Source organism: Mesorhizobium sp. M0060 (assembly GCF_040323155.1).
Classification (GTDB): Bacteria; Pseudomonadota; Alphaproteobacteria; order Rhizobiales; family Rhizobiaceae; genus Mesorhizobium.
Window position 1 is genome coordinate 67,146 of the sequence record NZ_JAMYUP010000013.1, and the last position, 24,893, is coordinate 92,038.

The window sequence follows — 24,893 nt, forward strand, 5'->3', positions numbered from 1 at the left end:
ACGCTGGCTTCTCCTTCTGATCAGCCGGCGCCGCGTTTTTTATCGTTCCCCCGCTGAAAGCCCCCAGAAACGCCCGGTTATGCAGATCAGCAACGATTGTTCAAACGCAAGCGATCATGACAGCGCCTTCGCTGCAAGGCAAAATCACTCAGAATTCGAAGACGCGAATGCGTTCAAATCCAGGTAGTGGCTTAATTGCCGCATTAAATGCGCCTCTTCCGGTTACAACCCCTCCAGTCTTAAAAAAAAGCCGGGCTACGCCCGAATTGCCTTGCCCTTCGACGGCGACGAGTCGGCCGCCTTCGGCAAGCTGGTCGAACAGCGCCGCCGGCACCTCCCCGACGCTGCCGCCGATCAAGATGGCGTCGTAAGGCGCCTTGGCAGCATGGCCTTGCGGCAGCGATCCCTGGACCACGGTGACATTGCCGCAGCCTAGCGCCGCGAGCGTCGACGTGGCGGTCTCGGCCAGCGCCGCATCGCTTTCCAGCGCGACCACGGACCTCGCCAGCCGCGACAGGATCGCCGCCGCATAGCCGGTGCCGCAGCCGACATCGAGTGCCGAATCGCTTGGGCCGATATCGGCCAGCTGCATCAGCTTGGCCAGTGGCGACGGTTCCATGAGATAGCGCGGACCATCCGCCGTGTCGGCAATACGGATGTCCTCGTCGATATAGGCGAGATCGCGCTGGCCGGCGCCGACAAAGGCCTCGCGCGGCACGACAAGCATCGCCTCGAGCAGCGGCGCACTGGTCACGTCGGTGGTGCGGATCTGGCCGTCGACCATCTTCACCCGGCGTTCGGCAAAATCAGCGCTCATGTTCCAACCATCCGCTTGCCGCGCAAAGGCCGCGGCTGTTTCGACCGGAACTGAAGCCCCCAGGCGCTGATGCGCGGGAGCTCGGGCATTGGAGGCCTCGCCCGGAATCGAACCGGGGTGCAAGGATTTGCAGTCCTCTGCGTAACCACTCCGCCACGAGGCCTCATTGCTCCCGGCGTTCCACCCGGCTCCAATAGGTTGCGGCGAAAATGCCGTCAAGCGGCCACGGTGCATTCCCAACGGTTCCTCCGACATCCAGGCTCTGCTTATCAACGCAATACCACGCTAGCAATAACATATTAGCTTATCGTTAAGCATGATTCTCGGCGACAGGAACCCGAAACCGGCGACGACGTTGGGCAAGCAGGAGGCTCCCCATGCGTCGATTAGCTACGGAAAACCGCATATCGCGCGGATTGTCGCAGTCCAGATCTGCAGAGCTTGTGCGCTACGCCATCGACCGTCTCGGCATCGAAAGCGCAAACAGCCTGCCACCGCGCGACCGTGCGCGGCTGGCGTCGGCTACCGCCGTTCTCAAGGAGCTTTGCGAACGCCTGGAAAGCTGCTTCGACCAACCTCGGTAATGTAGAGGCTAATGCATAGCGGAACACGCCGTCCTCCGGCATTTTGCCGTCTGCCGGCCTCTCAGGGGGGAACCTCAGTCCGGCCGCCGCCGTCGCTCCCACCAGACGACGAAGCGGCGCCGGTGACGACGCACCAATGCGAATTCATAGGAGAGCACCAGCAATCCGATCGGCACCATCCAGAAACCCAGGATTGGCAGGAAGCCGAGAATGCCGCCGATGATCAGCACAACGCCGATCGCAATCCTGAGGCCGCGCGAGCGCGGCATGGTGAACTGGCGGCCGAAGACCGAGATTTTCCGGGCCGGTGGCTGTTCGTCGCTCATTGCCGTCATGTGAAATGTCGATCCGTTTGCATCAGTAGCACCATCAACCGGAGAAAGCCGCAACGGCCTTTTCTGTTCCGTAACAGGCGAGAGACAGCTCATATGAGGGCGCCTGCCAGCCATTGCCAGAAAGCCCTGCGCCAAAAAGCACCGAAAAAATGCGAAATGCTTCTTTGCAAAGCCGAAACGGGTTTGCTATAGGCTGCCCCACTCACGCAAGAGCCTCTGTTCCCCGGTAGCTCAGTGGTAGAGCAACCGGCTGTTAACCGGTTGGTCGCTGGTTCGAATCCGGCCCGGGGAGCCAACAATTCCAAATACTTAGCTTTTTGCGGTTTTTGCCGAAGCTCTCGCGGGGCAACATTTGGGGCAACACTTTGTAAATGGTGTGCCGCGCATTTCTTGATTTCGGCTGACGTACTGGGCGATATTCGCGCGCGGCCGACAAGGGGACAGCTCGTTTGACATTCAAATATGACGTGGCCTTCTCCTTCCATTCGGTGGACGAGAATTTGGTAGTGGCGCTCAACGATCTGCTCCAGGATCGATTTAAGACCTTTCTCTACTCGGAGCAGCAGAAAGTGCTGGGCGGCACCGACGGCGAGCAGACGTTCAACGCCGTCTTCGGAGAGCAAGCGCGCATCGTTGCCGTTTTTTACCGTGATGCTTGGGGCAAGACGCCATTCACACGTATCGAGGAGACGGCCATTCGAAATCGCGCTTTTGCAGAGGGCTTCGATTTCACAGTTTTCATACCAACAGAGAAGCCGGCATCAACACCGAAATGGCTTCCAAGGCCTCGTCTTTATCTCGGGTTGGAACGCTTCGGCCTGGACGGTGCGGCAGCAGTGATCGAGACTCGGATCCAAGAAGCTGGCGGGGAACCGTCTCAAGAGACAATCGAAGACAGAGGCAAAAGGTTTCAACGCGCGTCAGAGCTGCGCTCAATGAAGGACCAGTTTCGAAAGTCGGACACTGGGGTCAAGGCTGCAACAGCTGCTTTCGCGGCTTTCGTCGACGCCATGAAAAAGGGAGTTGAAGCAACAGGAATCAACGCCTCGTTTGGCGATTTGCGTGGAGAGCGCGATTTCCATCTCCTGCGGCTGCCTGGCGTCGTGGCAACGATCCAATGGCGATTACATTATGCGAACGATCTTGAGGGGTCTGAACTGGTCGTTGAATTCCACAACGGAATGCCAAAGCTGAGCGGGATGTACAATGCACCGTCAATGCGGCCGGTTCGACGGCTTGCAGCATCCAAATATGATTTTGGCCTCATACGACCTGATTTCAGTGGCTACGTAGATCGAGACCATGAAGGCTCTGGCTTTGACCCTGAGGCGCTTGTGGAAACGATCCTGAAAAGAGCGATGGACTTAGGGGAGGCAAATCCGCGGCCTTGAGAGGTACGCTGCTGTGAGGCGCTAGGCCAAACGCACCCTATTGCGGGCGACATTTGCATGAGGAGAGCCATTTTGGAGGGGCATGATCAATGGCGATCGAGGAAAGTCTTAGCGCATTTCGCCGAGATACAGATCTCGTATGTCGAACTTTAGGTTGCATTCTCGGAGTTCGAGAGCGCGCAAGCGCAGAAAATGCAGTTCTGGACAAGCTGCAGAAAAATGGCTCGTTCTGGACCGACTATGAGCATCTGGCTCTCACGACAGTAATTATAGGCCTGGGTCGAATTTTCGATTCGCAAAAGAATGCGCATTGCGTTCAGCGTCTCCAAGATGAGATCAAATCAGACCTGAAGCATTTTGGAAAAAGTGCGCTTACTGCTCGAAAAAGAGCACTGACCTCGAATGCCGACGACTGGCTCAGTAAGTATATCGAAGGCGTCCATGAATTCGACGCAAACGACCTCAAGGCGGTATCAAATGAAATTGGTCGGGCGGAAGCTCTGTGGAAAAAATGCAAGCCAATGAGGGACCGGGTTTTTGCACACGACCAAGCGCAGACCCGCGATGCTCGCACCAAGATTTTCACAGCGATAACATATGATGACATCATCGCCGTCTCACAGGTGCTGACAAATTTGGCCAATGCCCTCTTTGAAGCGGAGCAAAACGGGCGGCAGCCGCAGTTTGGGCATGACATTGAGATGGCTGCAATGCACCACGGCCGCGACGTGGCAAACACGCTTATTGACCAACTCGGCTAGTATAGTATCCCCGGAACCCTCGCCGCAAAGGCTTCCGTCGACTTTTTGAGATGGGCAAACTCTTCGGCGACTATTTTCGAAACAAATGACTTTGGGATGAGACCACTCAAACAGAATGATTCTGGCGTATCAAAATCGGCGCTAGAGCTAATGACTCGCATATCGGTTCTCTTTCGGGATTTGGAACGGAACATTGGCCAGGGCCAGGTACTGGCGTTCGGAGATCGTCTTCAACGCGCGCTGGAAGCGACTGACCGAGCTTTCAAGCAAGCTTGTTGGGGTTGGTGTCTGTGGCCCCACAGATTTCACGCCTTAGTTGAAGCGGCAAAACCATCTGAGGGAAACTGCGTGCTACTGACGTGTTGGTCATGGGGGGACAACGAGGCAGAAGTACACAGAAATTTTGCGCGCGCTCTTGTTAACCTTCGTTCAGCTCTCGAAGGGGTTGCAGGCGACTTCAAAACATAAGTTGGTCGAAAAGCCTGCCGTAGTGGATAGCAATTCTGGATGCTCTTGTCCTGCGCTTAGGAATATGGTCCTCATGATGCCGGTGCGGCGATCAACTCAACGGAGATCGCACAATGGCCAGAACCAAACCCTCCAAACAGCTCTCGCAGGCTGAAATCGAACGCTTCATGTCGGCGGCGGAAGATCTGCACACAAGCATTGTTCGGCCGCTGATATCGCCTACCTGCGACCACTATCGAGCGCTTCGAGCGGTCCATGAAGCCCTGTTGAAATCGGTGAAGGACATCACCGGCAAGGATGCAGCATTCATCCGATGGCACGGGACCGGGCCAGCGAACTAGCGAGTGGGGAAGCGCCGCGACGGACCTAATATTAGTACCTCCTTGACGATCCCCTCCCCGACGCCAGAATCCAGATATGGCGCGGGAAATAGGCATTGGGGAGGTGGTGGCCATAACAGCTACCGTGCGGAGACGGGTCACAGCGGACCGTATCAGCGTCTCAATCCCCTCCTACAACTTCCCGCATTCGATCGTGGACAGCAAATCCAAGGTCAAGCGAGGCCAGCAGATCGAGCTTATGGGCGAGGTCACGCGCATTGACGAGAAAGGCGGCAAGGTGACAATCGACATGGGACCGCTGGTTACGGTCGATATCGACAAGGTCAGGCTTGTGGAAAAATACCGGCCGCAGAAACGCAAGAAACCGCTTCGCGACATGGTGGACTAGGGTAACGGCCGTGGGAGCTTGCGCGCGACGCACCCACGCGACGGCGAAGCGCGGCGACAACAACGTGAAGTAGCCGGCCTCTGCAGTCGGGAAAGACGTGGTTACTGGCTGTCCGCCGATCGATCACCACAACGCGAACCATCGGCTGCGGTATCGTCGTTGTGTTCGCAGTTGCCGGCAAATGAAGGTGCTGAGGCAGCCAAAGCAGCGAGCATAATAGCAAAAACAAGAAATTTCTTCATAGTTCCCTCCCATTTAATAAACGCATGTCACACTTGCGCCTTGTGGAAGCACCCGTCAAGCACGCCCTGCGGGGGCGAACGGCTTGGGCGCGGATCGTTACTGCGCGAACGTCGGCGGCTTTGGAGCGGCAATATGGGTTACGTTTGGGAAATAGTAAAAGGCGTTGGCGCGCTAGTAGGACTTGCGACCGGACTATTCGTCGTTTGGGACAGGTTTTTTAGAAACGCACCGACGGCTGTCGTGGTCATAAGATCGCTCAGTCCTCACGGCAAAACTTCAGTGCCATTTCTCAAGGTACACAATCCTTCCGAAAGGCCGATACTGTTGTCTTGGGAGAACGGGACCCCAATCGGGCGCCTAGGCATTATGCGGGGCCATGAGGTCAGGGATATTGTTGTCGCTTTGGTTGCCGGCCGTACGACCATCGTCTTGGACAGCGGGGAGATTCGGGAGTTGCCACTCCACCGGCCTGTCGACTGGGAGAGCATCGACCCGGAAAACTATGTGGATTGCGAGCTGTTTTGGCGTTTCGCGCAACCGAAAATTTGGAAGCGCGACAGACGATTGGTTGTCCGGCTTCCGATGAAATCGCTGAGAGCTCTCGACCCAGACGGATTCCGAGCACCCGATAAAGAGTAGGAACCCGCACTACGGACCTCGGGCCGTTGGTCCCGGTTCAAGTCCGGGCGGGGCTACCATTCCTAGCCGTAGGAATGGCCGGCGCTGGGGACATCATTTGCCGCCCGTTCCTAGAAGGAAGTCCGTGCTGCCATTCGTCAACGGCTTGACTGCCTCATAGACAATCCCAGCATCTTTAAGAGCATTCTCGATTGTCGTCGCTGCCCTCGGGTCCTGAGCGCGAAGAACAAGGTCCGAAGTGCTGGTTTGCATCTGAGATGCCCCTACATTCCAGCCACTATCCTTGAATGCGCCCTTAAGTTGGTCAACGCGAGGGTCGGGCTTATCCGGGTGACCGCCTATAATATCGACCGAAGAAGGATCAGCTTGAATCTTGGATCTGATAAGGGAAAGCTGGTTCTCTGAAAGCTGCTTTTCCACCTTTTCGAGTCGGTCGCTCAATGCCTTTTGGTAGCCGTCAATTTGGCCATCTTTCAAAAGAACTAACGCTTTCCCGTCTGCAACCTCTTGATCGCGCCACATTAAGCCGACCTTGAAGCCGCCGCTCAAGCCGATCGCCAACAAAATGAAAAAGGCCAATGGCGCGCCCTTCAGCACGCCCCATTCCTTCGTGATGTGGTCGAGCATTTATTCCCCCGTGATAGTGCACGACTCATATCAGAGCGCTCCTGTCGTGTCGCCGGGTTGAGGAAGTCGAACACCGCGGGAGATCACTCCGCCAACTTGCGAAAGATCGCCGCCACCGGCGCCGCGTCGAGATTGTCGAACCACGTCCAGAAGCCATCGGCGTCTCCCTCGGTCATGGCGGCTGTCATGCGCTTCGCGCGAGCCCGTAGCATCGCCACCTTTTCCGGAGCGCTGGAGCCCCATTCGGCAACGAGCAGGCCGCCGGCCGGCGTGGCTGCAAAATGCTTTACCTCGCTGGGCGCGGCCGGGGTGACATAAAGCCCCCTTCCCGCCGCTATCTCGTCATAGACGGCAAGGCGCGCCGGGATCGGAACCTCACGGTCAAAGTGCTCCATGAACACGCGCTGATCGCGAACCCTGCCGATCGTGCGCACCATTTCGCCGACATCGCGCTGGACGTTGACAAGATGCGCCTTGAAGCCGCCCGACCGGTCCCAATCATGGACAAGCTTGCGGCCGGCTTCCGAGCTGCAAAGTTCGGTGCGCGACTGGTCCGCCGCCAGGGGCCGGGTTGCCGGAATCGAATCCGGGTCAACCTCGTATTGCTCGGCCTCGAGCAGGGCCAGATATTCCTTGTTCAGGCCCTCGTCTTCGTAACGGGCGAAGTCACTTTTCATGATCCGCTCTATTTCTGCCTTGCGAGCGGGGTTGACAGTCAAGGAGGCAAAACCCGCCTGCCCACCACCGCCCGCAAGGCCTTCCGTCGCAGACCCTGCGGCCGCGCCAGAATTCTCGGAAACTACAAGTTCGTTGCTCATCGGCCGACCCTCGCCGGGTACATATTGACCAGCAGCCGCGTTGCGAGTTCCGGATTCGCCGTGGGCTGGGTCATTGCGTGGCCGTCTGCCTTGCGTTCGACAACGTAGCCATGGCCATTCCAGGCAACGCGGTACTGATCGTCCTCAAACAGCTTGTCGAAGCGCACCGGAATGGACGTGATGCGGGGCCTTGCCAGCACCGCGCCCTTGCTATCGGCAGAGGCGACAATCGCTTCCGCAATCCAGCTTTCATCGAAGGCGATGACCGTCACGCGGTCCAGCTTCCGAAGAGCGTTCCGACTGCCTGCCTGCGCCTTGCGCCATGCCGAAGGGCTCTTGAGGTCGTCGGCGACAAAATCCGCAGGGACGCGGACAAGATATTCGCTCCACACCTGGCCGGCATGTTGGAGGGTCATGCGGGCCGGATCGATTTCCGGAACAGCACGGTCGGAAGATTCGGGAATGTCGAGTGCAGCGGTCTTTGCCATTAAAATGATCCTTTCAGGGCGCGGGAAATGTCGGGGTTGGCGATTGCCTGTTCTTCGGCCCGCCAAGGCTTGTCATAGGGGCTGCGAGCCTCGGGGAACGTGATCTGCCCAAAGCGCCGGCCAAGGCCGACCAGGGGCTTGATTGCCGCCGCAAAGCGCAAGCTCATGCGGAACTCCAATTCATAAACGTCAAGCAGCACGGCAGGACGGACGCCAAGGGCGCGCAACAGCCGCGTGCCATCGGCGCTGCGGGCGCGAACTTCCTTCAAGGCGTCGCACAGGTCGCGGGCTGCCTTCTCGGCACGGTCCACGGCTTCCAGGCGGTTTTCCTCCACGACAGTCAGCGTCTTGCGCAGATTGGCGAGACGCTGCTGCTCTGCCTCGGCTGCCTCGACACGTTGGCGCCGTACTGCCTCGCCTTCGGCTGCATCAAGGGCGGAAAGCTCCCTTTCCACCTCTGACAGCGGCCCTGTGTCGAATTCCTGATCGTCCAGCAAGGCAATGCCCTGCATCTGCCGAAGCTCTGTAAGGCGCGTCTCTGCCTCTACGCGGCGGGTCGAAATATCAGCCATTGCGGTATGGACCTTTCGTTGCCTTTCCAATCATTCTTCGGGACTTCATGTTCGCATGCCCCAAGTTCACCACCGGCTGGCGGTTGGTGTGGGAGCCGGCATCGGCGCGGTTCAGCGATGGAACGTGCATGACGGCGCCGAGCGCGGCGTTGCACAGATCGTCCGAAGCGCCGGACATGTGGTCGATGTTGTCGCGGCCGGTGCGCGTGGTGCGCCGCTCAAGCTGGGAAATCTGGCCGACAAGCCGGACGTTATCGAGAAGCGACATCGTGCCGCCCATTAGCTGCGGCAGGGAATCGATGTAGATTTCCGAGCGGCTTCTTTCGGAGGCGACATAGCGGACACCCTCTTTGCGGAAGGCGTCGGAAACCCATGCACCGGCATACCGATCGCCGGTCACGCTAGTGATCTTGTACGTGTTCAACACGCGGCAGAACTCACCCACGACATCGGCCGGGGCAAAGGGCGGCTTCACCTCGCGAAGGCAGTCCAGAACGCCCCGATCATTCTCCCGGTGCGCAATGCCAAGCGTCATCGAGTCGTGAGCACCGCCAGACGGGTCACAGAAGGCGACGTAGCGATATTGGCGCAGGTAAGGACGTTCCTGCACCCCGATATCAACGCAGCGCTCCACCACGGCCCTATCGACGAATGTGGACAGGTCGCCACGGAACTTCGCATCCCATTCGGCTGCCGCTGATTCCGGGTCGTCACGGTGCGCCTGGTCGATGATGTCGGTGTCGATTGTCGGGTTGAACACCTTGGTCCCGGCCTGCACGACAAGAACCTGTGCATCGTCCTTGCCGAAGCATTCCCGGTGCTTGGTGTAGAGCAAGCCACGCTGGGCATATGGCGAGGAAATGCCGATCAGCATCCCGCCAGTGGTTGCCAAGGCAGGCAGCACGGCGCGGTAGGTCTCGACATCCGGCAGTGACGTGCTTTCGTCACGCCAGAAGCCCACCTCGTCAAAGATGCAGGCAATCAGGGTGCGACCGCGTACCGTCCGGTAATTGTTGGTGTGGACGCTGATGGCGATGTTGCCGGCAAGCTTGATCTCGTCGTTGGTCACGCTCTCGACAAGCTGGGAAAGGATGGGGCTCGCTTCGAAGAATGCCCGGACGTAGTTGAACACCGTCTGGGCTTGGATACGGGAAGCGGCAAGGACAAGGATGGTCCCGACCTCGCCCGGTGCAAGCTTGGTGCCATGGTCCTGAAAGGCTGCGATGAAGTCAGCCAGGGCAGCAGCAACACGCGACTTGCCTGAGCGGCGGCCGATGATGCACCAGAGTTCGCGAACGCGCTTGTGGGGCGGTTCCCTGCCACCAGCAACGGCATCGAAGGCCAGACGCTCGGAAGCTGATAGCTCCAGGCCATAGGCAGCGCGGAGGATGGCAATCCACACGTCCCACGTTGTCGATGGTCCGAGCGCTGCACCAAGCAGGTTCGGATCACGCAAGGCGCTATCAATGGTGATATTGGCGAGGCTCACTTGGCGGCCCCGTAGGCGTTGGCCGCATAGTCACGCAAGTTCGGGGTGATGTCCTTCAATGCCCGACGTTCAAGCCCCAGATCAGCAAGGAGGCGGCGCTGTGCATTGGTCAGGGCCATGAACTCGTTGATGTCGATCGGCTCGCCTGTGATGTAGCTGGCGGCAGCATCCTTGAGCATGGCGCCGAGACAGGCCACGTTGTCGATCAACTCCAGCTTCATGACGCTGAGATTGGCCTTGCCCCCGAGATCGGCAGCCAGGCTGTCCCTGAGCTCGAACACGACACGCGCGGCAGTCGTGCGCCGGTCCAGATCGGCTAGCGTCTTAAGGCGAACCTTTCCGCCTGCTTTCGGCGCGGACTCGGCTTCCATCTCTGATGCTTCTGGCTGCACTTTTCCGCCTGTCATGTTGCCCTGGCGTTGCCCCGACAAATCACCCCAGCCAACGTATTAAGGACAAACCCACGCTTTGCAAGGCTTTGATGCTCAAAGAACAACCGGTTTCAGGCCGGTTTGCTCTAATGTGCGCTGATTTATTGCCCTGACGTGCCCGGGAGAAAACATGCCGCCAATGGTGGGTCTGGTCAGGCATGAGGGAACGATCCGATCCGCCATGAGTTGGTGAATCATGATGGACACCATGGAACTCCACGGACGCGAGATGGCCAATGCCAGGGAGCGCATCAATCGGACCGAGCTCGCGCTTGAACGCACAGAAGAAATGCTGGCCGAGAATATCGCGCTGTGCAGCAGGATGCGCGCGCAACGGTGTCTGGTCGAGGCCGCATACCGCTTGGTGGAGATCGATCCCCCCAGCAATGAAGGTGTCGCCGGCGGTCATGAAGCGCCACCGACATCGAGAACGCCACCGATTTCTTCATAAAGCCGATAGGCGCGTCCATAGTTCGTGTCGTTGTTGTCGAGACTGGCATTCTCACCGACAAGGCCGGCAAGCCATTCGTGCCACTGGCGGAGATTGGTCTTGGCGCCGGCTTTGAACCCACGTTCAACCATCGCCAACATGGCGCCGACGCTTGTGGAACTCGCCCGTTCCTTGCCCCTTTTCCAGGGCTCTTGCGTAGGTGACGCCGTTTCTATGGGATGTATTAAAACCGTTTCACGGGATCTATTATAGGTTTCACCTAATATATTTACACCAGTATCCTCTTGATAATCAACGGATTTCTCAAAATCCTTGTTACCTATCGGGCCGTTTTCGGCAACAGGTTTGCTACCTATCGACTCGGAATAGGTAACGGGCTTGCTACCTATTCCTGCCTTGAGATAAGTGGCATCGAACTCGGTATAGACCACGCGATACACCCGCAGCCTGCCATTGAGTGGGTGCGGTGCCGCTGTGATGTATCCCTTGGTCGCCAACGTGCTGAGAGAGCGCGACAGGCTCTTGATGTGGCACCCGACCAGAGCAGCGAGGCGGGGATGGCTGGCATAGCAGCCGATCCCATTCGCCCCGAGCCGATCGTGAGCAGCAAGCGCCATGAGCACCCGCAGATCTTCGCCCGTCAGCGTCTTGTCGCCGATCACCCTTGCTGGCGTCGGCGAATAGATGGGCTTGCGAGCAGTCATCAACTGGCCTCGCACCTGAAGGCCGTGGCGAGTCTCTGATGCTCACGGCGATGATGCAGGCGGCAAAGCCAATCGACGGCAAGCGGCTTGTCATAGTCGGGATGGTGCGCCTCGGCATCGAGGGCGCCGCATTCCTTGCAGGGCTCCTGAATGATGAGACCACGTTTCACCGCGGATCGGAGCGCTTGTTGAGCCCAGACAGCCTTCGGGTGCGCGTTCTTCCATTTCGTCGCTGGAGAGGTCATGGCTGGCCTCCCAGACCGGCAAGCTCCACGACCACGCGGGCTGTCGGCGCAGGCAAATGCCAGCGGCGGGCGACAGTCGCAATCGCAAAATCCGTTGCCGAGAAACTGAAGGTGGAGTAGAAAGCCAATGTTGCTGCTTTAGAAATCCCGCCGTTCCCGATGCCACTCGGGGCGGCGGTTTCCATTTCAGGGTTTCGCACGGGCCGCCTCCCTTGCCTTGGAGGCGACGCGGCACGCTTCCACCGCTTCGGTGACAGACAGACCGAACCTTTGACGCAACATCGGAATTACCGGTTGCGATAGCCTGTCACGGGAATTTTGGGCTAGCCAGTTGCCGGCCAGGTCGATGGCGGCGGAGTGCTCGTGATCGAGGCCGGTCATGCTGCCACCTCGTCCCGCTGATCAACGCGGGTTTTAACCCAAGCGTCGATTTCCGATTCAACAAATGCGCGGCGGCGCGGCGAGAGAAAGACCGGCTTGGGAAAGCGTCCTTCCTTGATCAGCCTATCAATGTAGTTGCGGCTGTAGTTGATGCCCTTAGTGGGCAGTTCGTGTAGGGGGATGAGCGGCATGGCTCTAGCGCCTCCTTGTGGTTTCTAGTGACCACTCGAAGGTGCGACTGAGGCATTCGCCAAAACAGCTAGGTTTTCAAGAACGGGCTATGTCGGAGCTATCTGCTTCGCCAGCATGCCGATCATCTTTGATGCGCGATCTTCGGGCGACCCCGACATCTTGTCGGAAAGGATATCAAGCGTGGCGAGGTAACCGGCCTTCAATTCTGTCGGGGCGTCGGTCGAGCCAATAAACTCGTCTCGCCACCCCGCGACCGAACGCCAAGTCCCCCGCGCTCCTGCCAATTCGATCTGAACCCGGCTAGGAATTTTCCTCCAGACATATTGAGCTGCTTTCTTCCGGTCGCGATAGTCATCCGCAACCTGCATCAGATAGGCCATTACCGCCCCGTAGCGCGCACGAACGACCGCGACCCGATCCGACACGCCAGGTCTTCCGGCAGAGCCGTTCAGCAACCACGAAGGCGTCGTGCCTTTCTCAACGCTAGAAATTGCCTCCATAACCCTTATCAGGCCAAAATCTAAATGGGCCATGCCGGGGAGCGCGCTCATGAAGTCGACAACGGCCGAGACCGATTGAAATGCAGCCATTCTAATCTGCCAGTCCTCGGCGCCATCAACCGTCGCAAGATCATAGTCGCGCTTGAGCAATTCCAATCTGGCGCCGAGAGTGGCAGTCGCTTCGATAAGTGCCATCGTCAGACTCTCGCCGGCATCGCCAGAATGTTCGAAGCCTTCTCGCGGCCTGTCAGGGCGGCAAGGGCGCCCTCCCAGCGCGTCAGGGCATCGCGCTTGACCTTCAGCCGGTCGGACTGGTTGTAGGTCCTGACGAGCGCCGTAGGCACATGCCCGATAACGGCCTCGGCCACCTCGTCCATCACGTCGAGCTCGGACAACCGGGTCCTAACCGTTCGGCGGATGTCGTGGTTGACCCATGCCGGCAGTTTGGCCTCGGAGTCATCCTCCTGAAGGGTGGCCAACATCGCCGCATCAATCCGCAGCTTGACCTTGTGCCCGATGGTCACCGGCCCCTCCCCGTCCAGTGAGCAGAGCCAGTTGCATTTTTTGAAGCGCGGCAGATTGCCGATGATCGCGACCGCCTCGTCAGTGAGCGGAACGATATGATCACGGCCGGACTTGAAGCGCGCCGCCGGCACCGTAAGCGTCTTGCGTTCAAGGTCGATCTCTGACCATGACGCCTGGGCGATATCGTTGAGCCGCTGGCCGGTGAGCAGCAGCAGCCGGTACACGCTGGCCTCAACAGAGCCCAAGCCCTTCGTCGTGCCCCCGGTGGCCGTCCACAGCGCCCTTATTTCGGCGTCGGTCAGCACCCGATCGCGCGGAACCTTCTCGCCGATCGTCGTGCGGACTTTCTTCGCACGGAAAGGCGATGCGTCAATCACCTCGTCGTCAACGCACCACGAAAAGAACGTCCCGATCTTTTGGGCCATATTCAGCGCTTGCCGCTGCTTGCCGCGCTCGTTGATCTTCTCCAGCACCGCCATAACGTCGGCACTGCGAATGTCCCCTACCGCCTTCCCCTGCCACGCTGGCAGACATTCGCGGTTGAAGTCCCGCTCATCCTCGTCGGCCTTGCGGATGCCGTCACGGCGCCGTGCCTTGATGAACCGGTCAAGGATCGTCTCGAAAGACTTGTCGCGCTTGTCTGCCGCTGCCCGGGTCGCTGCCTCCCGCTCCTCGTCGGCCTGCACCTTGGGGTCGACGCCCTTGGCTATGAGCCCGTGCCACTCCCGCGCCTTGATGCGCGCCGCTTCAAGCGTGAGGGCGCCATATTCTCCAAGAGCCCGCCGGGTCGGGTTCGAACTGCCGGGAAAGCGCGAGACGAATATGAACGTCTTCTGGCCTTTGTCGGTCACCCTGATCCCCATGCCGGGAACAATGCCGTCCATGATCTCGTAACGCTGGCCAGCGGCAGCCGGCTTGAGGTTCTTCAATCGGTTCTCGGTCAGGTTCTCGCGGGGCATATCGTCCTCGGGGCAACATTGGGGCAACAGGTTCTCTGTACTGCCTATGTTGCCCTAGTGTGCGCTATTGTGCAATAGGGAAAGCCACAATCCTTGCATTTCAAGGGATATAGGCCAACGGACCAACCGGTAGTGCGCGCTAGGTGGCACTGCTTAGAGCGGCTGTTAACCGGTTGGTCGCTGGTTCGAATCCGGCCCGGGGAGCCAATGCCTATTTTACGCCGTGGCGCGATGTTACACCCAGCGTGCGGAACGTGAGCGACGGCCGTTAAGTCGTGCTCGGCAACCGCCTGCGCCCCTCTGCCTCCCTCAGGCGTGTTCAGGCGTAGCGGAATCGCGAACTCGAAGTTCTCGGTTTCATCGATCCCGGGGAGCCGCGAGCCGAAATCGGCAACGGACATTCCGCTTTTTCGTTTTGCCGGACGACGTTCCAGTCGCAAGGCCTCCCACCCTGGAAAGCCCTCCACCATAGGTCGGATAGCGGCGCGGTAATGCTCCCAACTGCAGGCCGCCCAAGCCCATCAAGCTCGTCACCGGAAAACCGCCGTTCGCCAATCAGCGGGGGCTGAAACATCGCGCATGACAACTATGTCTGGTTCGGCAGGGTCGCGCCGCAGCCATTCGTGCGGCCCAAGGTTAAGCGGTCGATGGCAGCGAACTGGAGTTGCTGCCGCATCCGCGCAGAAGCGATGGAGATCGGAAATGACGGTGCTGGCAGTGGGAGCAGTCGGCAATCTCGCAGGACTTGTCGTCCCGGCGCTTGTTGGTCGTGGTGCCAAGGTCCGCGGCCTCGTCCGAACGCCGGAGCAGGTCCATGAGGCGAAACTTCGAGGCGCGGCGGAGGTCGCTGTGGACGATCTCGCAGATCCGGAAGCCTGAAGCGCGGCGCTGCAAGGGGTGGACGCCGTCTTCCACGTGGGACCGGCGTTCGCGCCAAACGAGGTCGAACTTGGCAAGAACATGGTCCAGGCAGCGGTCCGCGCCGGCGTGCGTAAATTCGTGTTCTCGGCGGTCATCCATCCCGTTCTGAGCGGACTGCCCAATCATGCCGCGAAGGCTCCGGTCGAAGAAGCCGTAATCAACTCGGACCTCGAGTACACAATCCTTCACCCGACCGTCGTGTTTCAGAACTACGCCGCCTCTTGGGCTAAGATCGTCCAGACCGGGATTGTCGCCGAACCATAGTCGCCCGACACCCGCTTCACTCGGGTGGACTATCGGGATGTCGCTGAGGTCGCGGCGATAGCGCTTACTGAGGACCGGCTCGCCTATGGCACCTTCGAGCTGTGCGCGTCAGGAAACCTCAACCGCCATGACGTGGCGGCATTGATGAGCGACGTTCTGGGGACGGAAATCAAGGTCGGAACGATCGATCCAAGCGCGGTCGGCGACCTCCCCCGGGATATGCAGACTATGTTCGAGCACTACGACCACCACGGGCTGCTGGGAAGCCCCGTGGCACTGCGCGCGATTCTTGGTCGGGAGCCCCGGTCCATTCGCGCCTATTTCGAGGAACTCGCCGCAGCGGGCGGCACAGAAGCTGGCTGAGGTATGCCGATGTTCGCGTGAATGCCGAGGCGTTGGCTGTCGGCAAAACTGGCGAGGCGGCGGATTGAGCCGGCTGTGTAGCGTGCCAACATAGCAAAAAGTGCACTGTCACCGTAATTCTAGTAATTCTAGCACCGGAGCTCCGCTACCAGCCTCCGCTACCAGCCCAAATGCTTAGCTCGGAAAGCTCGGCGATGTCGCCATAGATCATCGAACCTTTGACGAGAAAACACTTGTCTCCGAGGACTTCGTAGAGTGAGCTTGATGCGGTGCAAACCGGCAGGTTCTTCGAATTGGCGTACGTCCCGAGTGTCGCGGTTTCGACCTTACGGTCCTTGGCTTCGGCATAGCCGATGCTGATCGCGAGGATAGCGATAGCAATGAGAGTCGTCTTGCACATATTTAGCCCCATAGGAGGGGGACTCCTCAACAACCGGCGCTCGATGGCGCAATGGTTAAGCCGCGCCATGCATCAAAGTAGCACCGGCCCATGATGGGCTTCATCCATCGATTGGATGATGAGGGCTCATCTATATTAGCTAACACTTGACGACGCCGACCGCGAATTACGGTGACAGTGCACTTTTTGCGGCGTTGGCACGCTACGCAGCAGGCCTTCGCCGGGGCCGATCTCGCCGGCGCCAATCCAGCCGCCCGCCTCGCGGGTCATCAAGTCGAAATCCTCGCAGCCGAAGCTCGGCATGAACTCGGTCGAAACGTAATGACGGACATTCTCGGCGGTATTCAACAATTTTGGCGGACTGGGTCGCGCCACGGCGTAGCGCAAAAACCAGCAAACGGCGCGCCGATGCGGCACTCGTTGACAAGCCTGCCGTGATATGAACAGGATTATACAAGTTCACTGAACAGGTACCCATATGAAGCGGCGCTCGGTTCAACTGTCTCCCGGCACGGGCAAGCCCGAACAGATCGCCACCGTTCTCGAACATGAAATCCGCTCCGGTGTTCTCGGATTCGGCGACCGGCTGCAAAGCGAGAACGAGCTCGTCCAGCGTTTCTCCGTCAGCCGCAACACCGTCCGCAAAGGCCTCGAGGAACTGTCCAGCCGCGGGCTGATCACCACCAAGGTCGGCATCGGCTCTTTCGTCACCTTCGATGGCAAGCCCGTTGATGACTCCATCGGTTGGTCGCGGGCGCTCGCCAACGCCGGCGCCAATGCCGAGACGCGGACGCTGCGGCTCGAGGTGATCGAGGACCCCGACCTTGCCGCACTACTTGGCATAGAAAACCCGTTGTTCATCGCTGTCGACCGGGTGCGCACCAATGCCAGCGACGGCCACGCCATCTCCATCGAGCGCAGCCGCCTGCCATTGTCGCCCGAACTGGAGGACGTGCCGTTGCGCGGCCTGCGCGAAGGCTCGCTGCACCAGACGCTGCGCGGCGCCGGCCTCATTCCCGACCACGGCGAGGAATGGGTCGGCATCGAAATGCTCAACGCCGAGGACGCCGCAATCCTCGGCTGCCCGCAAGGCGCGCCGTTCCTGCGGGGTCGCCGGTTGACCCGCGCCGCCGATGACCGGCCGATCGAATATGTGACCAGCCTGCTAAACCCGGCGCATTTTGCGCTGCATATGAGGTTCTGAGTGATGCCGGACGACACCGGGAACATGACCGATCAGGCGGTGGGGGCGCTTGTCGGCGGGGCACTGGGAGATGCGCTGGGCATGCCGACGCAGCTTTTGTCGCCGGCCCGGATTGCCGAACTCTACGGCCATGTAGAGGGCTTCATTGCTCCTTTCGCCGATCATCCCGTGTCGAAGGGGCTCCCCGCTGGAACGATCACCGACGACACCGAACAGGCGCTTCTGCTTGGCCGTATCCTGGTCGAATCCGGCAACCGCTTCGATCATGCGCGGTGGGTCAACGCGCTGCTCGACTGGGAGCGCGACGTCAAGGCGCGCGGCAGCTACGATCTGCTGGGACCATCGACCAAACGCGCCATCGACGCCATCAACAATGGCGTACCGGCCGAGGAAGCGGGGCGCGGCGGCGACACAAATGGTGCGGCCATGCGCATTGCGCCGGTCGGCATCATGATGTCACCGGAGCCGCTGGACGCGCTGGTCGCCAAAGTTGCCGAGACCTGCCGGGCGACCCACAACACCTCGATTGCCATTGCGGCCGCAGCCGCCGTTGCGGCGGCCGTCAGCCGCGGCGTCGCCGGCGGCGACTGGCGCGCCGCTTCCGACAGCGCCATCGCCGCGGCGAGGAGCGGAGCAACGCTCGGCCATTGGGTGACCGGCGGTGACATTGCCGCGCGCATTGGGTGGGCGCAGGAGCTCGTGCGCGGCAAGGCGACGAAGGACGCGATCCGGCTGATCACCGATCTGGTCGGCACCGGCGTCGCCAGTCAGGAGTCCGTTCCGGCTGCATTCGCGGTGCTGGAAGTCGCCGGCGGTGATCCCTGGCAAGCGGCGGTCATCAGCGCCAATCTCGGTGGCGACACCGACACGATCGGCGCCATCGCGGCCGGCATGGCCGGCGCCTGCACCGGCTTTTCCCGATTGCCTCAGAACCGCATTGCAGACCTCAAGGGCATCGACATAGCGGCGGTTGGCGCGCTCGCCGCCGACCTTGTTTCGGCCCGTATATCCAGGCGCCGTGCGGACAAGACCGGTACAGGCAAGGATGCGGCGGCATGAGCGGGCGTCTCGTCCATGTCGGCAGCGCGGTGGTCGACTATGTCTATTGCATCGACGCCTTGCCGGCGCCGGGCACGGAGAAGACGGCGTCGAGCTACACGCAAGTCGCCGGCGGCGGCTTCAACATGATGGTCGCGGCCAGCCGCACCGGCATGAAGGTGGTGTTCGGCGGCCAGCTCGGCAGCGGACCCAATGGCGACTTCCTGCGCATGGCCTTAGCCACTGAGGGGATCGAGACGCTGACGCCGCCATCACCCGTCATGGACAGTGGCAATTGCGTCGCCATGATCAGCAGCGATGCCGAGCGCACCTTCGTCTCATGGCCTGGTGCGGAGAGTTTGCTCGGCCTTGACATGATGGCGCCCGTCTCGGTCGCACCGGGCGACTGGGTGTTCACCTCCGGCTATACGCTTAGCTATCCGGGAAGCCGAGACGCGCTTGTCGACTGGATCGAGGCACTTCCGGCCGACACACCGCTTGTCCTCGACCCGACACCTGTCGTCGTCGACATTCCCCGCCCTATCCTGTCGCGGATACTCGCCCGCACCACCTGGTTGAGCTGCAACACGACGGAAGCGGCCGCGCTTGCCGGTCCGGGCGGCGTCGAGACACTCGCGTCACGGCTTCTTAGCGACCACTCCCCGAAGGCCATCGGCGTCGTCATTCGCGCCGGAGCGAAAGGCTGCCATATGCGGCTGGCCGATGGCTCGGCGCAAACGATTGCCGGCTTCGAGGTCGACGCCATCGACACCAATGGCGCCGGCGACACCCATATCGGCGCTTTCGTCAGTGCGCTGGCGCGCGGCGCGCCGCCTTTTGAGGCAGCGCACTACGCCAATGCGGCGGCGGCCATTTCCGTCACCCGCCACGGTGGTTCATCAGCGCCGACCGACCACGAGATCCAGACATTCCTGAGCCATGCCGGCGGTCCGCCGATCGGCCTCCATGGCCGGAAGCAAGAGGCCAAACGCCCGACAGCCTGACAAAGCCCGGGAAGCGGGCAAACACAGAGAGGAACGAACATGCGCATGCCCGACTTGACTGCCCTGCTGACGGCGACTGCCGTCTTCACCTCCGCACTCGCATTTGCCGCCAAGGCCGACGAGGTGCACGTACTCAACTGGAAGGGCTACGGCGCCGACGAGCCGTGGGCCATCGAAGCCTTCGAGAAGGCGACCGGCAACAAGGTCGTCAACGACTTCTTCAATTCCGAACAGGAGATGCTGACCAAGCTCAGGACCAATCCCGGCCTTTACGACGTTGTCATGATCAACGCCGCCTTCAACGACCAGGCGATGGCGGAAAAGCTGATCCAGCCGATCGACACGTCCAAGCTGCCGAACTTTGCCGACATCAGCAAGGACAAGGCCGGATCGCCGATGCTCGTCCATGACGGCAAGGTCTATGGCGTGCCGTGGGTCTGGGGGCTGACGGCGCTCGCCATCAACGAAAAATCCTTCGACAAGCCGCCGACGAGCATCGCCGAAATGTGGGATCCCGCGCACAAGGGCCGCGTCACCATCCGTGATGATGCCGTCGAGGCGGTTCAGTTCGGCGCCATTGCCACCGGCCAGAACATCAACGACATCAAGGATATGGAGGCGGTCAAGGCGAAGCTCACCTCGCTGATGCCGCAGATCAAGACGTTCTGGAGCTCGGAGAACGACTGGAACCAGATGGCTGCCTCTAACCAGATCGACATCGGCACCTATTGGAGCGGCTCGGCCGACCGCGCCAAGACCCATTTCAAGCTGCCGGTCTCGCTCGTGATCCCGCAGGAGGGCGCTGTCGCCTGGCTCGACGCCTTCTCCATTCCGGTCGGTTCCAAGAATGTCGCCGGCGCCGAGGCCTTCATCAACTACATGATCGACCCGAAGTTCTATGTCGAATGGGTCACCAAGGTCGGAGCCCCGGTATCCGCCAACACCAAGGCTGTAGAAGCACTTCCCGGGGATGCGTTCAACCGCAAGGTGATGGGTGACCCGGCAGTCGCCAAGCGCATTCAGTTCCAGGCACCGATCACAGACGCCCAGCGCGAAGCCTATCTGTCGCTCTGGCAGCAGCTCAAGGTCGACGTGAAGTAACAGCAGAAGCCGGGATCAGCCGACCATCCATGTCGGCTGATCCTTCCCTATCCTGGGAGGAGGATGTCATGGCAGCACAGGTTGCAGCCGCGTCGCGCAGCGGATTGAGATCGGCCTTGCCGCTGCTGGCGCCTGCCTATCTCTGGCTGACGGTTGCGATCTTCCTGCCGCTCTCAGCCATGGTCTTCTTCTCCTTCATGACCGACCTGCCGCTGTCGGGAAAGCCGTGGGCGTTCACGCTCGAAAACTATGCCGCCTTCTTTTCACAAAGCCTTTATCTGACATTGCTTGTGGCCTCGCTGCGCCTCGGCCTCGAGGTGACGCTGTGGTGCATCGTCATCGGTTATCCCGCCGCTTATGTGCTGGCCAAGGTGCTGAAAGGCCGCAGCCGAGAGGCGATTTTCCTTCTCGTCATCCTGCCGTTCTGGTCGAACGGGCTGGTGCGCATCTTCTCCTGGGCGATGGTGCTGCGTGAAGGAGGCATTCTCGACACCGCGCTCAACGCCGTGCTGCCGTTCAAGATCAACATCGACCTGATGTATTCCTATCCGGCCGTCATCATCGGGCTGGTGCACTCCTACGTGCCTTACATGGTGCTGACCTGCTACCTAACCCTGCAGGCCATCGATGACTCGCTGATAGAGGCCGGGCGCTCGCTCGGCGCCTCGCGGCTGCAGGTGCTGAATCGGGTCATCATTCCGCTGTCGATGCCGGGGCTGGTGGCGGGCGCAGCGCTCATCTTCGTCCCGGTCGTTGGTTCGTTCATGGAACCGCGCGTCCTCGGCGGCCGCACCGGCACCTTTTACGGCACTGTCATCGAGGACCAGTTCGTCGCCGTGTTCAACTGGCCGCTGGGTGCTGCGCTCTCCTTTATCCTGTTGGCCGTCGTGCTGGTCATCCTGGCGGTTGCCTCGCCGGTGCTGCGGAGGGCTACCTGATGGCGACGACACGTGTTCTCGAATGGCTCGGCCGCCTCTACATCTGGCTATTGCTCGCCTTCCTCTATGTGCCCATCATCATCATGGCGCTGATGTCTTTCAACGTTTCGCCCTTCTACCAGCTGCCATTCGAATGGACGACGGAATGGTATGCCTCGCTGTGGCAGAACGACCAGCTTATCTCAGCCACTTGGAATAGCGTCGAAATCGCAGTTATCACTACCGTCATCTGCGTCGTGCTTGGCTCGGCGGCGTCACTTGCGCTCTACCGCTATGAGTTTCGCGGCAAGAAATTCCTGCAGGCGCTGCTGTTTCCGCCAATCGCCATTCCGTGGCTGATAACCGGCACGGCGATGTTGATCTTCTTCTTCGGCATCGGCATTGGGCGCGGCCTGTTTGCCATCCTGCTCGGCCACGTCGCGCTTGCGCTGCCCTATGTCATTGTCGTCGTGTCGGCCCGACTGCAGACCTTCGCGCCCGAGTTGGAAGAGGCGGCGCGCTCGCTCGGCGCCAATCAATGGCAGGTGACGAACCGCGTCACGCTGCCCTGGATCATGCCGGGCGTCATTGCCGGCGGGCTGTTCGCCTTCGCCGTGTCCTTCGACCAGTTCGTCGTATCCTACTTCCTGTCGACGCCCGGCCAGACGACGCTGCCGGTCGAAATCTACGCCGCGATCCGCAAGGGATTCACACCCGAGATCAATGCGGTCTCGACGATCATCATTGTCGTGTCGATGGCACTGATGCTGCTGACGGCGCGCTTCTTCAAATTCGGCGGAGAGATGTAATGGCCGGCGTCCAAGTAGCGAACGTGTCGCGCGCTTTCGGTGCCCATAAGGCGCTGGACGATGTCTCCATCGATTTCGCCGATGGCGGCTTCTACGCCCTGCTCGGGCCGTCAGGCAGCGGCAAGACCACGCTGCTGCGACAAATCGCCGGCTTCGACTTTCCCGATTCCGGCCGCATCACCATAGGTGGTGAGAGCGTCGAGCGGGTGCCGGTCGAAAAACGGCGCATCGGCATGGTGTTCCAGAACTACGCGCTGTTTCCCAATATGAGCGTTGCCGGCAATGTCGCCTTCGGCCTGGCGGTGCGCGGCGAGCCCAAGGCGGTGATTGCCAGCGAGGTACAGCGCGCACTCGACCTCGTGCAACTCGGCAGGCTCGGCGGCCGCCGGCCGCACCAGCTGTCCGGCGGCCAGCGCCAACGGGTTGCGCTCGCTCGCGCGATCGTCATCCGGCCGCGCGTGCTGTTGCTTGACGAGCCACTCGGCGCGCTGGACAAGGCGCTGCGCGTCGACATGCAGATCGAGCTCAAGCGCATCCAGCGCGAGATCGGCATCACCACCATCTTCGTCACCCACGACCAGGAAGAAGCGCTGACGATGAGCGACCGCATCGGCATTCTGCGCGATGGCAAGCTGGTGCAGGAAGGCCCGCCCGAGGAGATCTACGATCGGCCGAAGAGCGAGTTTGCCGCCACCTTCCTGGGCGACGCCAACATCCTTCGCGGCGACAGCACGGGCAACGGCATCCGCCTGCCGGACGGCACAGCGATTGCCGCCGGCGCGGGTGCCAAGCTTGCCGCTGGCGCCAAGGCAAGCTGCGCCGTGCGGCCCGAACGCCTCCGCATCTTCATTGATGCCGAGGCTCCGGATGCGGCCAATACGAATGTGCTGCGAGGGCAAGTGTCCAAACGCATCTTCGCCGGAAATAGCAACACTTACTTTGTCGAGCGTGCCGGCCAGACGCTCAAGGTGATTGTGCAGAACACCGGCGCTGGCAGGCTGGCGGAAGGTCAGGACGTCGTGCTGAGCTGGTCGCCAGAAAGCACGGTCCTGATCGCGGCGGGTTAGATTGGCAATCACCGTCGATTTTGTCGTCGGCGTGGCCGCGGTGGCCTATCCGAACAAGGGTGGCGGATTTTACCAAGACGCTGCTTCGCGGCCGCTCCTCTCGCTTGTCGTGGTGACCATGGGCATGCCTTCCGTTCTTTACCGGCTCTGGTTCCTCGGCCACGGCATTGCCGGCATGCGGCGCAGCATCCTCGGCGCATTCATGCACGGCTCGACCTCAGCGCGGCAGATCGACGGCGCCGATGGGCCTTCCGAGCCCTCTATGGCGTTATAGGTCTTGGCACCGTCGGCCCCCTTAGCGGAGCATGACGCAAAAGGCTGAAACGCCCCCCTTTTCGCCGGCAGCTCAGCCGCTTTCCATCGAAGGGCTTTCAAGGTGGTAGGCGCGTGAGCCCGTTCCTTAGTCCGAAATGATTACTTGCGCTGTAGCTAATGTAGTTACAATCGTATCAAGCCGGAAGCCGCATCGACCGGCCAAGCGCAAGTACTGACTCCGCCGCTGTCTGAAGACAGTCGACCACATTTTTTGCGGCGCGCTCTAAGGGGGAAATCCAATGAGATGGACGATTATTTGTGCGGCACTTGTGATTGCCGGATCCACCGCCACCGTTGCGCACGAGAAGAAGATGGTGGTCAGAACAGAAGTAACGTCAGCCTGCCCCGACCTGTCAGGCACGGTCAAGAAAAAGAGGGAAACAGAGTTGGATTGCCGTTCAACCGGAACTGTCTCCAGCGCAGTCCCGAAAGACAAATCGGAGCCGCGCCTAGGCTACGAAACGGTTAGTCCTGGGATCATATCAATCTTTTAGCTCACAAGCGGCTACGAAGGCGAGCGCCGGCGTGATGCGCTGCCCCTCCCCCTGCGATTGTTCCTTCGATCGGCGACAGCAACGAACGATCTGTGAGGCGGTACTGCCCCAAGCGGATGTTGTATCACTGTCTTGGTCTGTCGGATGACGAGATGAGGCCGGCGCCAGCTATAGGAACCTGCGAACTGCGATGCGAACATCCTGCTGCTGTCCAACCAGAAGATGTCCGCCAGTGTCGTAGACGACCAGTTTGGGCCTTGCACGGCCCTCCACTCCGGTAACAACAGGCAACCGCAATATGGAACGGTCGCCTGGCCCTCTGCATAGCCCTTCAGATGCGTCTTTGATCATTGCTTGAGGAACGCGCCCGTGTAGGTCTGGCCGGCAAGCGTAACGGTTCCGGCCAGGGCTCCGTCGGGCCGCATGACAAAACTGACGTCCGCGCCATTCGGTAGGCGCTCGAGCATCAACGTGCTCCCTACAATTCTTCCAGCGCCGGCGGCCTCTCCCGGATAGTTGTCGCCCAGATTTCCCCACGCATAGGTGACCGTCACCTTCCCATTGGAAGAAATCGTCTGAACAGCAAGTTTGGCGTCATACATCCCGTCCAATCGTCCGGCCCATAGACCCGAAAAAGCAGCATACTT

At 60.3% G+C, this 24,893-nt stretch carries 36 protein-coding genes and 2 tRNA genes; 17 read left to right on the forward strand and 21 right to left on the reverse strand.

The window, feature by feature from the left end:
• Window positions 1-148 precede the first annotated feature (148 nt).
• Together NKJ94_RS15155 and NKJ94_RS15160 are read right to left on the reverse strand one after the other, a co-directional pair.
• Entirely contained in the window at window positions 149-817 is a 669-nt protein-coding gene (locus NKJ94_RS15155; RefSeq protein ID WP_352526064.1) for a protein-L-isoaspartate O-methyltransferase family protein, read from the reverse strand.
• An 89-nt stretch (window positions 818-906) separates the two neighbouring features.
• A tRNA-Cys gene (locus tag NKJ94_RS15160) sits at window positions 907-980 on the reverse strand.
• Window positions 981-1,194: 214 nt separating this feature from the next.
• Between NKJ94_RS15160 and NKJ94_RS15165 the strand changes: the two genes are divergently transcribed.
• Window positions 1,195-1,401 (forward strand): hypothetical protein, encoded by a 207-nt coding sequence (locus tag NKJ94_RS15165; protein ID WP_352526065.1) that lies wholly within the window; start codon window positions 1,195-1,197, stop codon window positions 1,399-1,401.
• 74 nt (window positions 1,402-1,475) lie between these two features.
• Here NKJ94_RS15165 and NKJ94_RS15170 read toward each other — a convergent pair whose 3' ends face one another.
• Window positions 1,476-1,736 carry a hypothetical protein gene (locus NKJ94_RS15170; RefSeq protein ID WP_023676401.1) on the reverse strand — a complete coding sequence of 87 codons (261 nt, stop codon included), beginning with the start codon at window positions 1,734-1,736 and terminating at the stop codon, window positions 1,476-1,478.
• A 220-nt stretch (window positions 1,737-1,956) separates the two neighbouring features.
• On the opposite strand from NKJ94_RS15170, the gene NKJ94_RS15175 reads away from it, so the two are divergent.
• The 5 genes from NKJ94_RS15175 (at window position 1,957) to NKJ94_RS15195 (ending at window position 5,085) form a co-directional block, all read left to right on the forward strand.
• Window positions 1,957-2,031: transfer RNA gene (locus NKJ94_RS15175), tRNA-Asn, on the forward strand.
• Window positions 2,032-2,185: 154 nt separating this feature from the next.
• On the forward strand, window positions 2,186-3,127 hold the full coding sequence (locus NKJ94_RS15180) for a hypothetical protein (RefSeq protein ID WP_352526066.1): 942 nt from the start codon (window positions 2,186-2,188) through the stop codon (window positions 3,125-3,127).
• Between the two features lie 89 nt (window positions 3,128-3,216).
• On the forward strand, window positions 3,217-3,888 hold the full coding sequence (locus NKJ94_RS15185) for an AbiU2 domain-containing protein (protein WP_352526068.1): 672 nt from the start codon (window positions 3,217-3,219) through the stop codon (window positions 3,886-3,888).
• Between the two features lie 581 nt (window positions 3,889-4,469).
• The gene (locus tag NKJ94_RS15190) at window positions 4,470-4,697 is read left to right on the forward strand and encodes a hypothetical protein (protein ID WP_352526070.1); all 228 of its coding nucleotides are present in this window, start codon (window positions 4,470-4,472) and stop codon (window positions 4,695-4,697) included.
• Between the two features lie 76 nt (window positions 4,698-4,773).
• Complete coding sequence (locus tag NKJ94_RS15195; protein WP_352526071.1) at window positions 4,774-5,085, forward strand: hypothetical protein; 312 nt, start codon at window positions 4,774-4,776, stop codon at window positions 5,083-5,085.
• Window positions 5,086-5,186: 101 nt separating this feature from the next.
• On the opposite strand, the gene NKJ94_RS15200 is transcribed toward NKJ94_RS15195, so the two are convergent.
• The 15 genes from NKJ94_RS15200 to NKJ94_RS15270 form a co-directional block, all read right to left on the reverse strand.
• On the reverse strand, window positions 5,187-5,327 hold the full coding sequence (locus tag NKJ94_RS15200) for a hypothetical protein (RefSeq protein ID WP_352526072.1): 141 nt from the start codon (window positions 5,325-5,327) through the stop codon (window positions 5,187-5,189).
• A gap of 733 nt (window positions 5,328-6,060) precedes the next feature.
• Window positions 6,061-6,594 carry a hypothetical protein gene (locus NKJ94_RS15205; protein WP_352526073.1) on the reverse strand — a complete coding sequence of 178 codons (534 nt, stop codon included), beginning with the start codon at window positions 6,592-6,594 and terminating at the stop codon, window positions 6,061-6,063.
• 83 nt (window positions 6,595-6,677) lie between these two features.
• On the reverse strand, window positions 6,678-7,271 hold the full coding sequence (locus tag NKJ94_RS15210) for a hypothetical protein (RefSeq protein WP_352526075.1): 594 nt from the start codon (window positions 7,269-7,271) through the stop codon (window positions 6,678-6,680).
• Window positions 7,272-7,408: 137 nt separating this feature from the next.
• Window positions 7,409-7,900 carry a hypothetical protein gene (locus tag NKJ94_RS15215; RefSeq protein ID WP_352526077.1) on the reverse strand — a complete coding sequence of 164 codons (492 nt, stop codon included), beginning with the start codon at window positions 7,898-7,900 and terminating at the stop codon, window positions 7,409-7,411.
• Window positions 7,900-8,472 (reverse strand): hypothetical protein, encoded by a 573-nt coding sequence (locus NKJ94_RS15220; RefSeq protein ID WP_352526079.1) that lies wholly within the window; start codon window positions 8,470-8,472, stop codon window positions 7,900-7,902. The genes NKJ94_RS15215 and NKJ94_RS15220 overlap by 1 nt, the downstream gene beginning before the upstream one ends.
• Window positions 8,465-9,961, reverse strand: coding sequence for a terminase large subunit domain-containing protein (locus tag NKJ94_RS15225; protein ID WP_352526080.1), 1,497 nt, complete (start codon window positions 9,959-9,961; stop codon window positions 8,465-8,467). Before NKJ94_RS15225 ends, NKJ94_RS15220 begins: the two co-directional genes overlap by 8 nt.
• Entirely contained in the window at window positions 9,958-10,332 is a 375-nt protein-coding gene (locus NKJ94_RS15230) for a hypothetical protein (RefSeq protein ID WP_352526082.1), read from the reverse strand. Before NKJ94_RS15230 ends, NKJ94_RS15225 begins: the two co-directional genes overlap by 4 nt.
• A 61-nt stretch (window positions 10,333-10,393) precedes the next feature.
• Window positions 10,394-10,801 (reverse strand): hypothetical protein, encoded by a 408-nt coding sequence (locus NKJ94_RS15235; RefSeq protein ID WP_352526084.1) that lies wholly within the window; start codon window positions 10,799-10,801, stop codon window positions 10,394-10,396.
• Window positions 10,798-11,547 (reverse strand): helix-turn-helix domain-containing protein, encoded by a 750-nt coding sequence (locus NKJ94_RS15240; RefSeq protein WP_352526085.1) that lies wholly within the window; start codon window positions 11,545-11,547, stop codon window positions 10,798-10,800. Before NKJ94_RS15240 ends, NKJ94_RS15235 begins: the two co-directional genes overlap by 4 nt.
• On the reverse strand, window positions 11,547-11,792 hold the full coding sequence (locus NKJ94_RS15245) for a hypothetical protein (protein ID WP_352526087.1): 246 nt from the start codon (window positions 11,790-11,792) through the stop codon (window positions 11,547-11,549). The genes NKJ94_RS15240 and NKJ94_RS15245 overlap by 1 nt, the downstream gene beginning before the upstream one ends.
• Window positions 11,789-11,977 carry a hypothetical protein gene (locus NKJ94_RS15250; protein WP_352526088.1) on the reverse strand — a complete coding sequence of 63 codons (189 nt, stop codon included), beginning with the start codon at window positions 11,975-11,977 and terminating at the stop codon, window positions 11,789-11,791. The genes NKJ94_RS15245 and NKJ94_RS15250 overlap by 4 nt, the downstream gene beginning before the upstream one ends.
• 1 nt (window position 11,978) lies before the next feature.
• Entirely contained in the window at window positions 11,979-12,173 is a 195-nt protein-coding gene (locus NKJ94_RS15255; protein ID WP_352526089.1) for a hypothetical protein, read from the reverse strand.
• Window positions 12,170-12,364, reverse strand: a complete 195-nt coding sequence (locus NKJ94_RS15260) for a helix-turn-helix transcriptional regulator (protein ID WP_352526090.1) — start codon at window positions 12,362-12,364, stop codon at window positions 12,170-12,172. The genes NKJ94_RS15255 and NKJ94_RS15260 overlap by 4 nt, the downstream gene beginning before the upstream one ends.
• 87 nt (window positions 12,365-12,451) lie before the next feature.
• Window positions 12,452-13,060 (reverse strand): hypothetical protein, encoded by a 609-nt coding sequence (locus tag NKJ94_RS15265; protein ID WP_352526091.1) that lies wholly within the window; start codon window positions 13,058-13,060, stop codon window positions 12,452-12,454.
• A gap of 2 nt (window positions 13,061-13,062) precedes the next feature.
• Window positions 13,063-14,349 carry a tyrosine-type recombinase/integrase gene (locus NKJ94_RS15270; protein ID WP_352526092.1) on the reverse strand — a complete coding sequence of 429 codons (1,287 nt, stop codon included), beginning with the start codon at window positions 14,347-14,349 and terminating at the stop codon, window positions 13,063-13,065.
• Between the two features lie 702 nt (window positions 14,350-15,051).
• Between NKJ94_RS15270 and NKJ94_RS15275 the strand changes: the two genes are divergently transcribed.
• Genes NKJ94_RS15275 through NKJ94_RS15285 form a run of 3 tightly spaced genes read left to right on the forward strand, consistent with a single transcriptional unit; the run spans window position 15,052 to window position 15,897 of the window.
• Window positions 15,052-15,228, forward strand: a complete 177-nt coding sequence (locus NKJ94_RS15275; protein ID WP_352526094.1) for an NAD(P)H-binding protein — start codon at window positions 15,052-15,054, stop codon at window positions 15,226-15,228.
• Between the two features lie 9 nt (window positions 15,229-15,237).
• Complete coding sequence (locus NKJ94_RS15280) at window positions 15,238-15,534, forward strand: NmrA family NAD(P)-binding protein (protein ID WP_352526218.1); 297 nt, start codon at window positions 15,238-15,240, stop codon at window positions 15,532-15,534.
• A 24-nt stretch (window positions 15,535-15,558) separates the two neighbouring features.
• Window positions 15,559-15,897 (forward strand): Rossmann-fold NAD(P)-binding domain-containing protein, encoded by a 339-nt coding sequence (locus NKJ94_RS15285; RefSeq protein ID WP_352526095.1) that lies wholly within the window; start codon window positions 15,559-15,561, stop codon window positions 15,895-15,897.
• Window positions 15,898-16,042: 145 nt separating this feature from the next.
• Here NKJ94_RS15285 and NKJ94_RS15290 read toward each other — a convergent pair whose 3' ends face one another.
• Both NKJ94_RS15290 and NKJ94_RS15295 read right to left on the reverse strand, forming a co-directional pair.
• Window positions 16,043-16,297 carry a hypothetical protein gene (locus NKJ94_RS15290; RefSeq protein WP_352526096.1) on the reverse strand — a complete coding sequence of 85 codons (255 nt, stop codon included), beginning with the start codon at window positions 16,295-16,297 and terminating at the stop codon, window positions 16,043-16,045.
• 135 nt (window positions 16,298-16,432) lie between these two features.
• Window positions 16,433-16,645 (reverse strand): hypothetical protein, encoded by a 213-nt coding sequence (locus NKJ94_RS15295; RefSeq protein ID WP_352526097.1) that lies wholly within the window; start codon window positions 16,643-16,645, stop codon window positions 16,433-16,435.
• Window positions 16,646-16,775: 130 nt separating this feature from the next.
• Here NKJ94_RS15295 and NKJ94_RS15300 point away from each other — a divergent pair, with 130 nt between their 5' ends.
• The 8 genes from NKJ94_RS15300 (at window position 16,776) to NKJ94_RS15335 (ending at window position 23,711) form a co-directional block, all read left to right on the forward strand.
• A complete protein-coding gene (locus tag NKJ94_RS15300; RefSeq protein ID WP_352526098.1) occupies window positions 16,776-17,501 on the forward strand; it encodes a GntR family transcriptional regulator in 726 nt (241 codons plus the stop codon).
• A gap of 3 nt (window positions 17,502-17,504) precedes the next feature.
• The gene (locus NKJ94_RS15305) at window positions 17,505-18,560 is read left to right on the forward strand and encodes an ADP-ribosylglycohydrolase family protein (RefSeq protein ID WP_352526099.1); all 1,056 of its coding nucleotides are present in this window, start codon (window positions 17,505-17,507) and stop codon (window positions 18,558-18,560) included.
• On the forward strand, window positions 18,557-19,543 hold the full coding sequence (locus tag NKJ94_RS15310; protein ID WP_352526100.1) for a PfkB family carbohydrate kinase: 987 nt from the start codon (window positions 18,557-18,559) through the stop codon (window positions 19,541-19,543). Before NKJ94_RS15305 ends, NKJ94_RS15310 begins: the two co-directional genes overlap by 4 nt.
• A 39-nt stretch (window positions 19,544-19,582) precedes the next feature.
• Window positions 19,583-20,644: an ABC transporter substrate-binding protein gene (locus NKJ94_RS15315; RefSeq protein WP_352526102.1), complete on the forward strand. Its 1,062-nt coding sequence runs from the start codon at window positions 19,583-19,585 to the stop codon at window positions 20,642-20,644.
• Window positions 20,645-20,712: 68 nt separating this feature from the next.
• The gene (locus NKJ94_RS15320) at window positions 20,713-21,582 is read left to right on the forward strand and encodes an ABC transporter permease (RefSeq protein ID WP_352526104.1); all 870 of its coding nucleotides are present in this window, start codon (window positions 20,713-20,715) and stop codon (window positions 21,580-21,582) included.
• Complete coding sequence (locus tag NKJ94_RS15325; protein ID WP_352526106.1) at window positions 21,582-22,370, forward strand: ABC transporter permease; 789 nt, start codon at window positions 21,582-21,584, stop codon at window positions 22,368-22,370. Before NKJ94_RS15320 ends, NKJ94_RS15325 begins: the two co-directional genes overlap by 1 nt.
• Complete coding sequence (locus tag NKJ94_RS15330; protein ID WP_352526107.1) at window positions 22,370-23,437, forward strand: ABC transporter ATP-binding protein; 1,068 nt, start codon at window positions 22,370-22,372, stop codon at window positions 23,435-23,437. Before NKJ94_RS15325 ends, NKJ94_RS15330 begins: the two co-directional genes overlap by 1 nt.
• Window position 23,438: 1 nt before the next feature.
• Window positions 23,439-23,711, forward strand: coding sequence for a hypothetical protein (locus NKJ94_RS15335; protein ID WP_352526108.1), 273 nt, complete (start codon window positions 23,439-23,441; stop codon window positions 23,709-23,711).
• Between the two features lie 882 nt (window positions 23,712-24,593).
• Here NKJ94_RS15335 and NKJ94_RS15340 read toward each other — a convergent pair.
• A complete protein-coding gene (locus tag NKJ94_RS15340) occupies window positions 24,594-24,848 on the reverse strand; it encodes a hypothetical protein (RefSeq protein ID WP_352526110.1) in 255 nt (84 codons plus the stop codon).
• Between the last annotated feature and the right edge of the window lie 45 nt (window positions 24,849-24,893).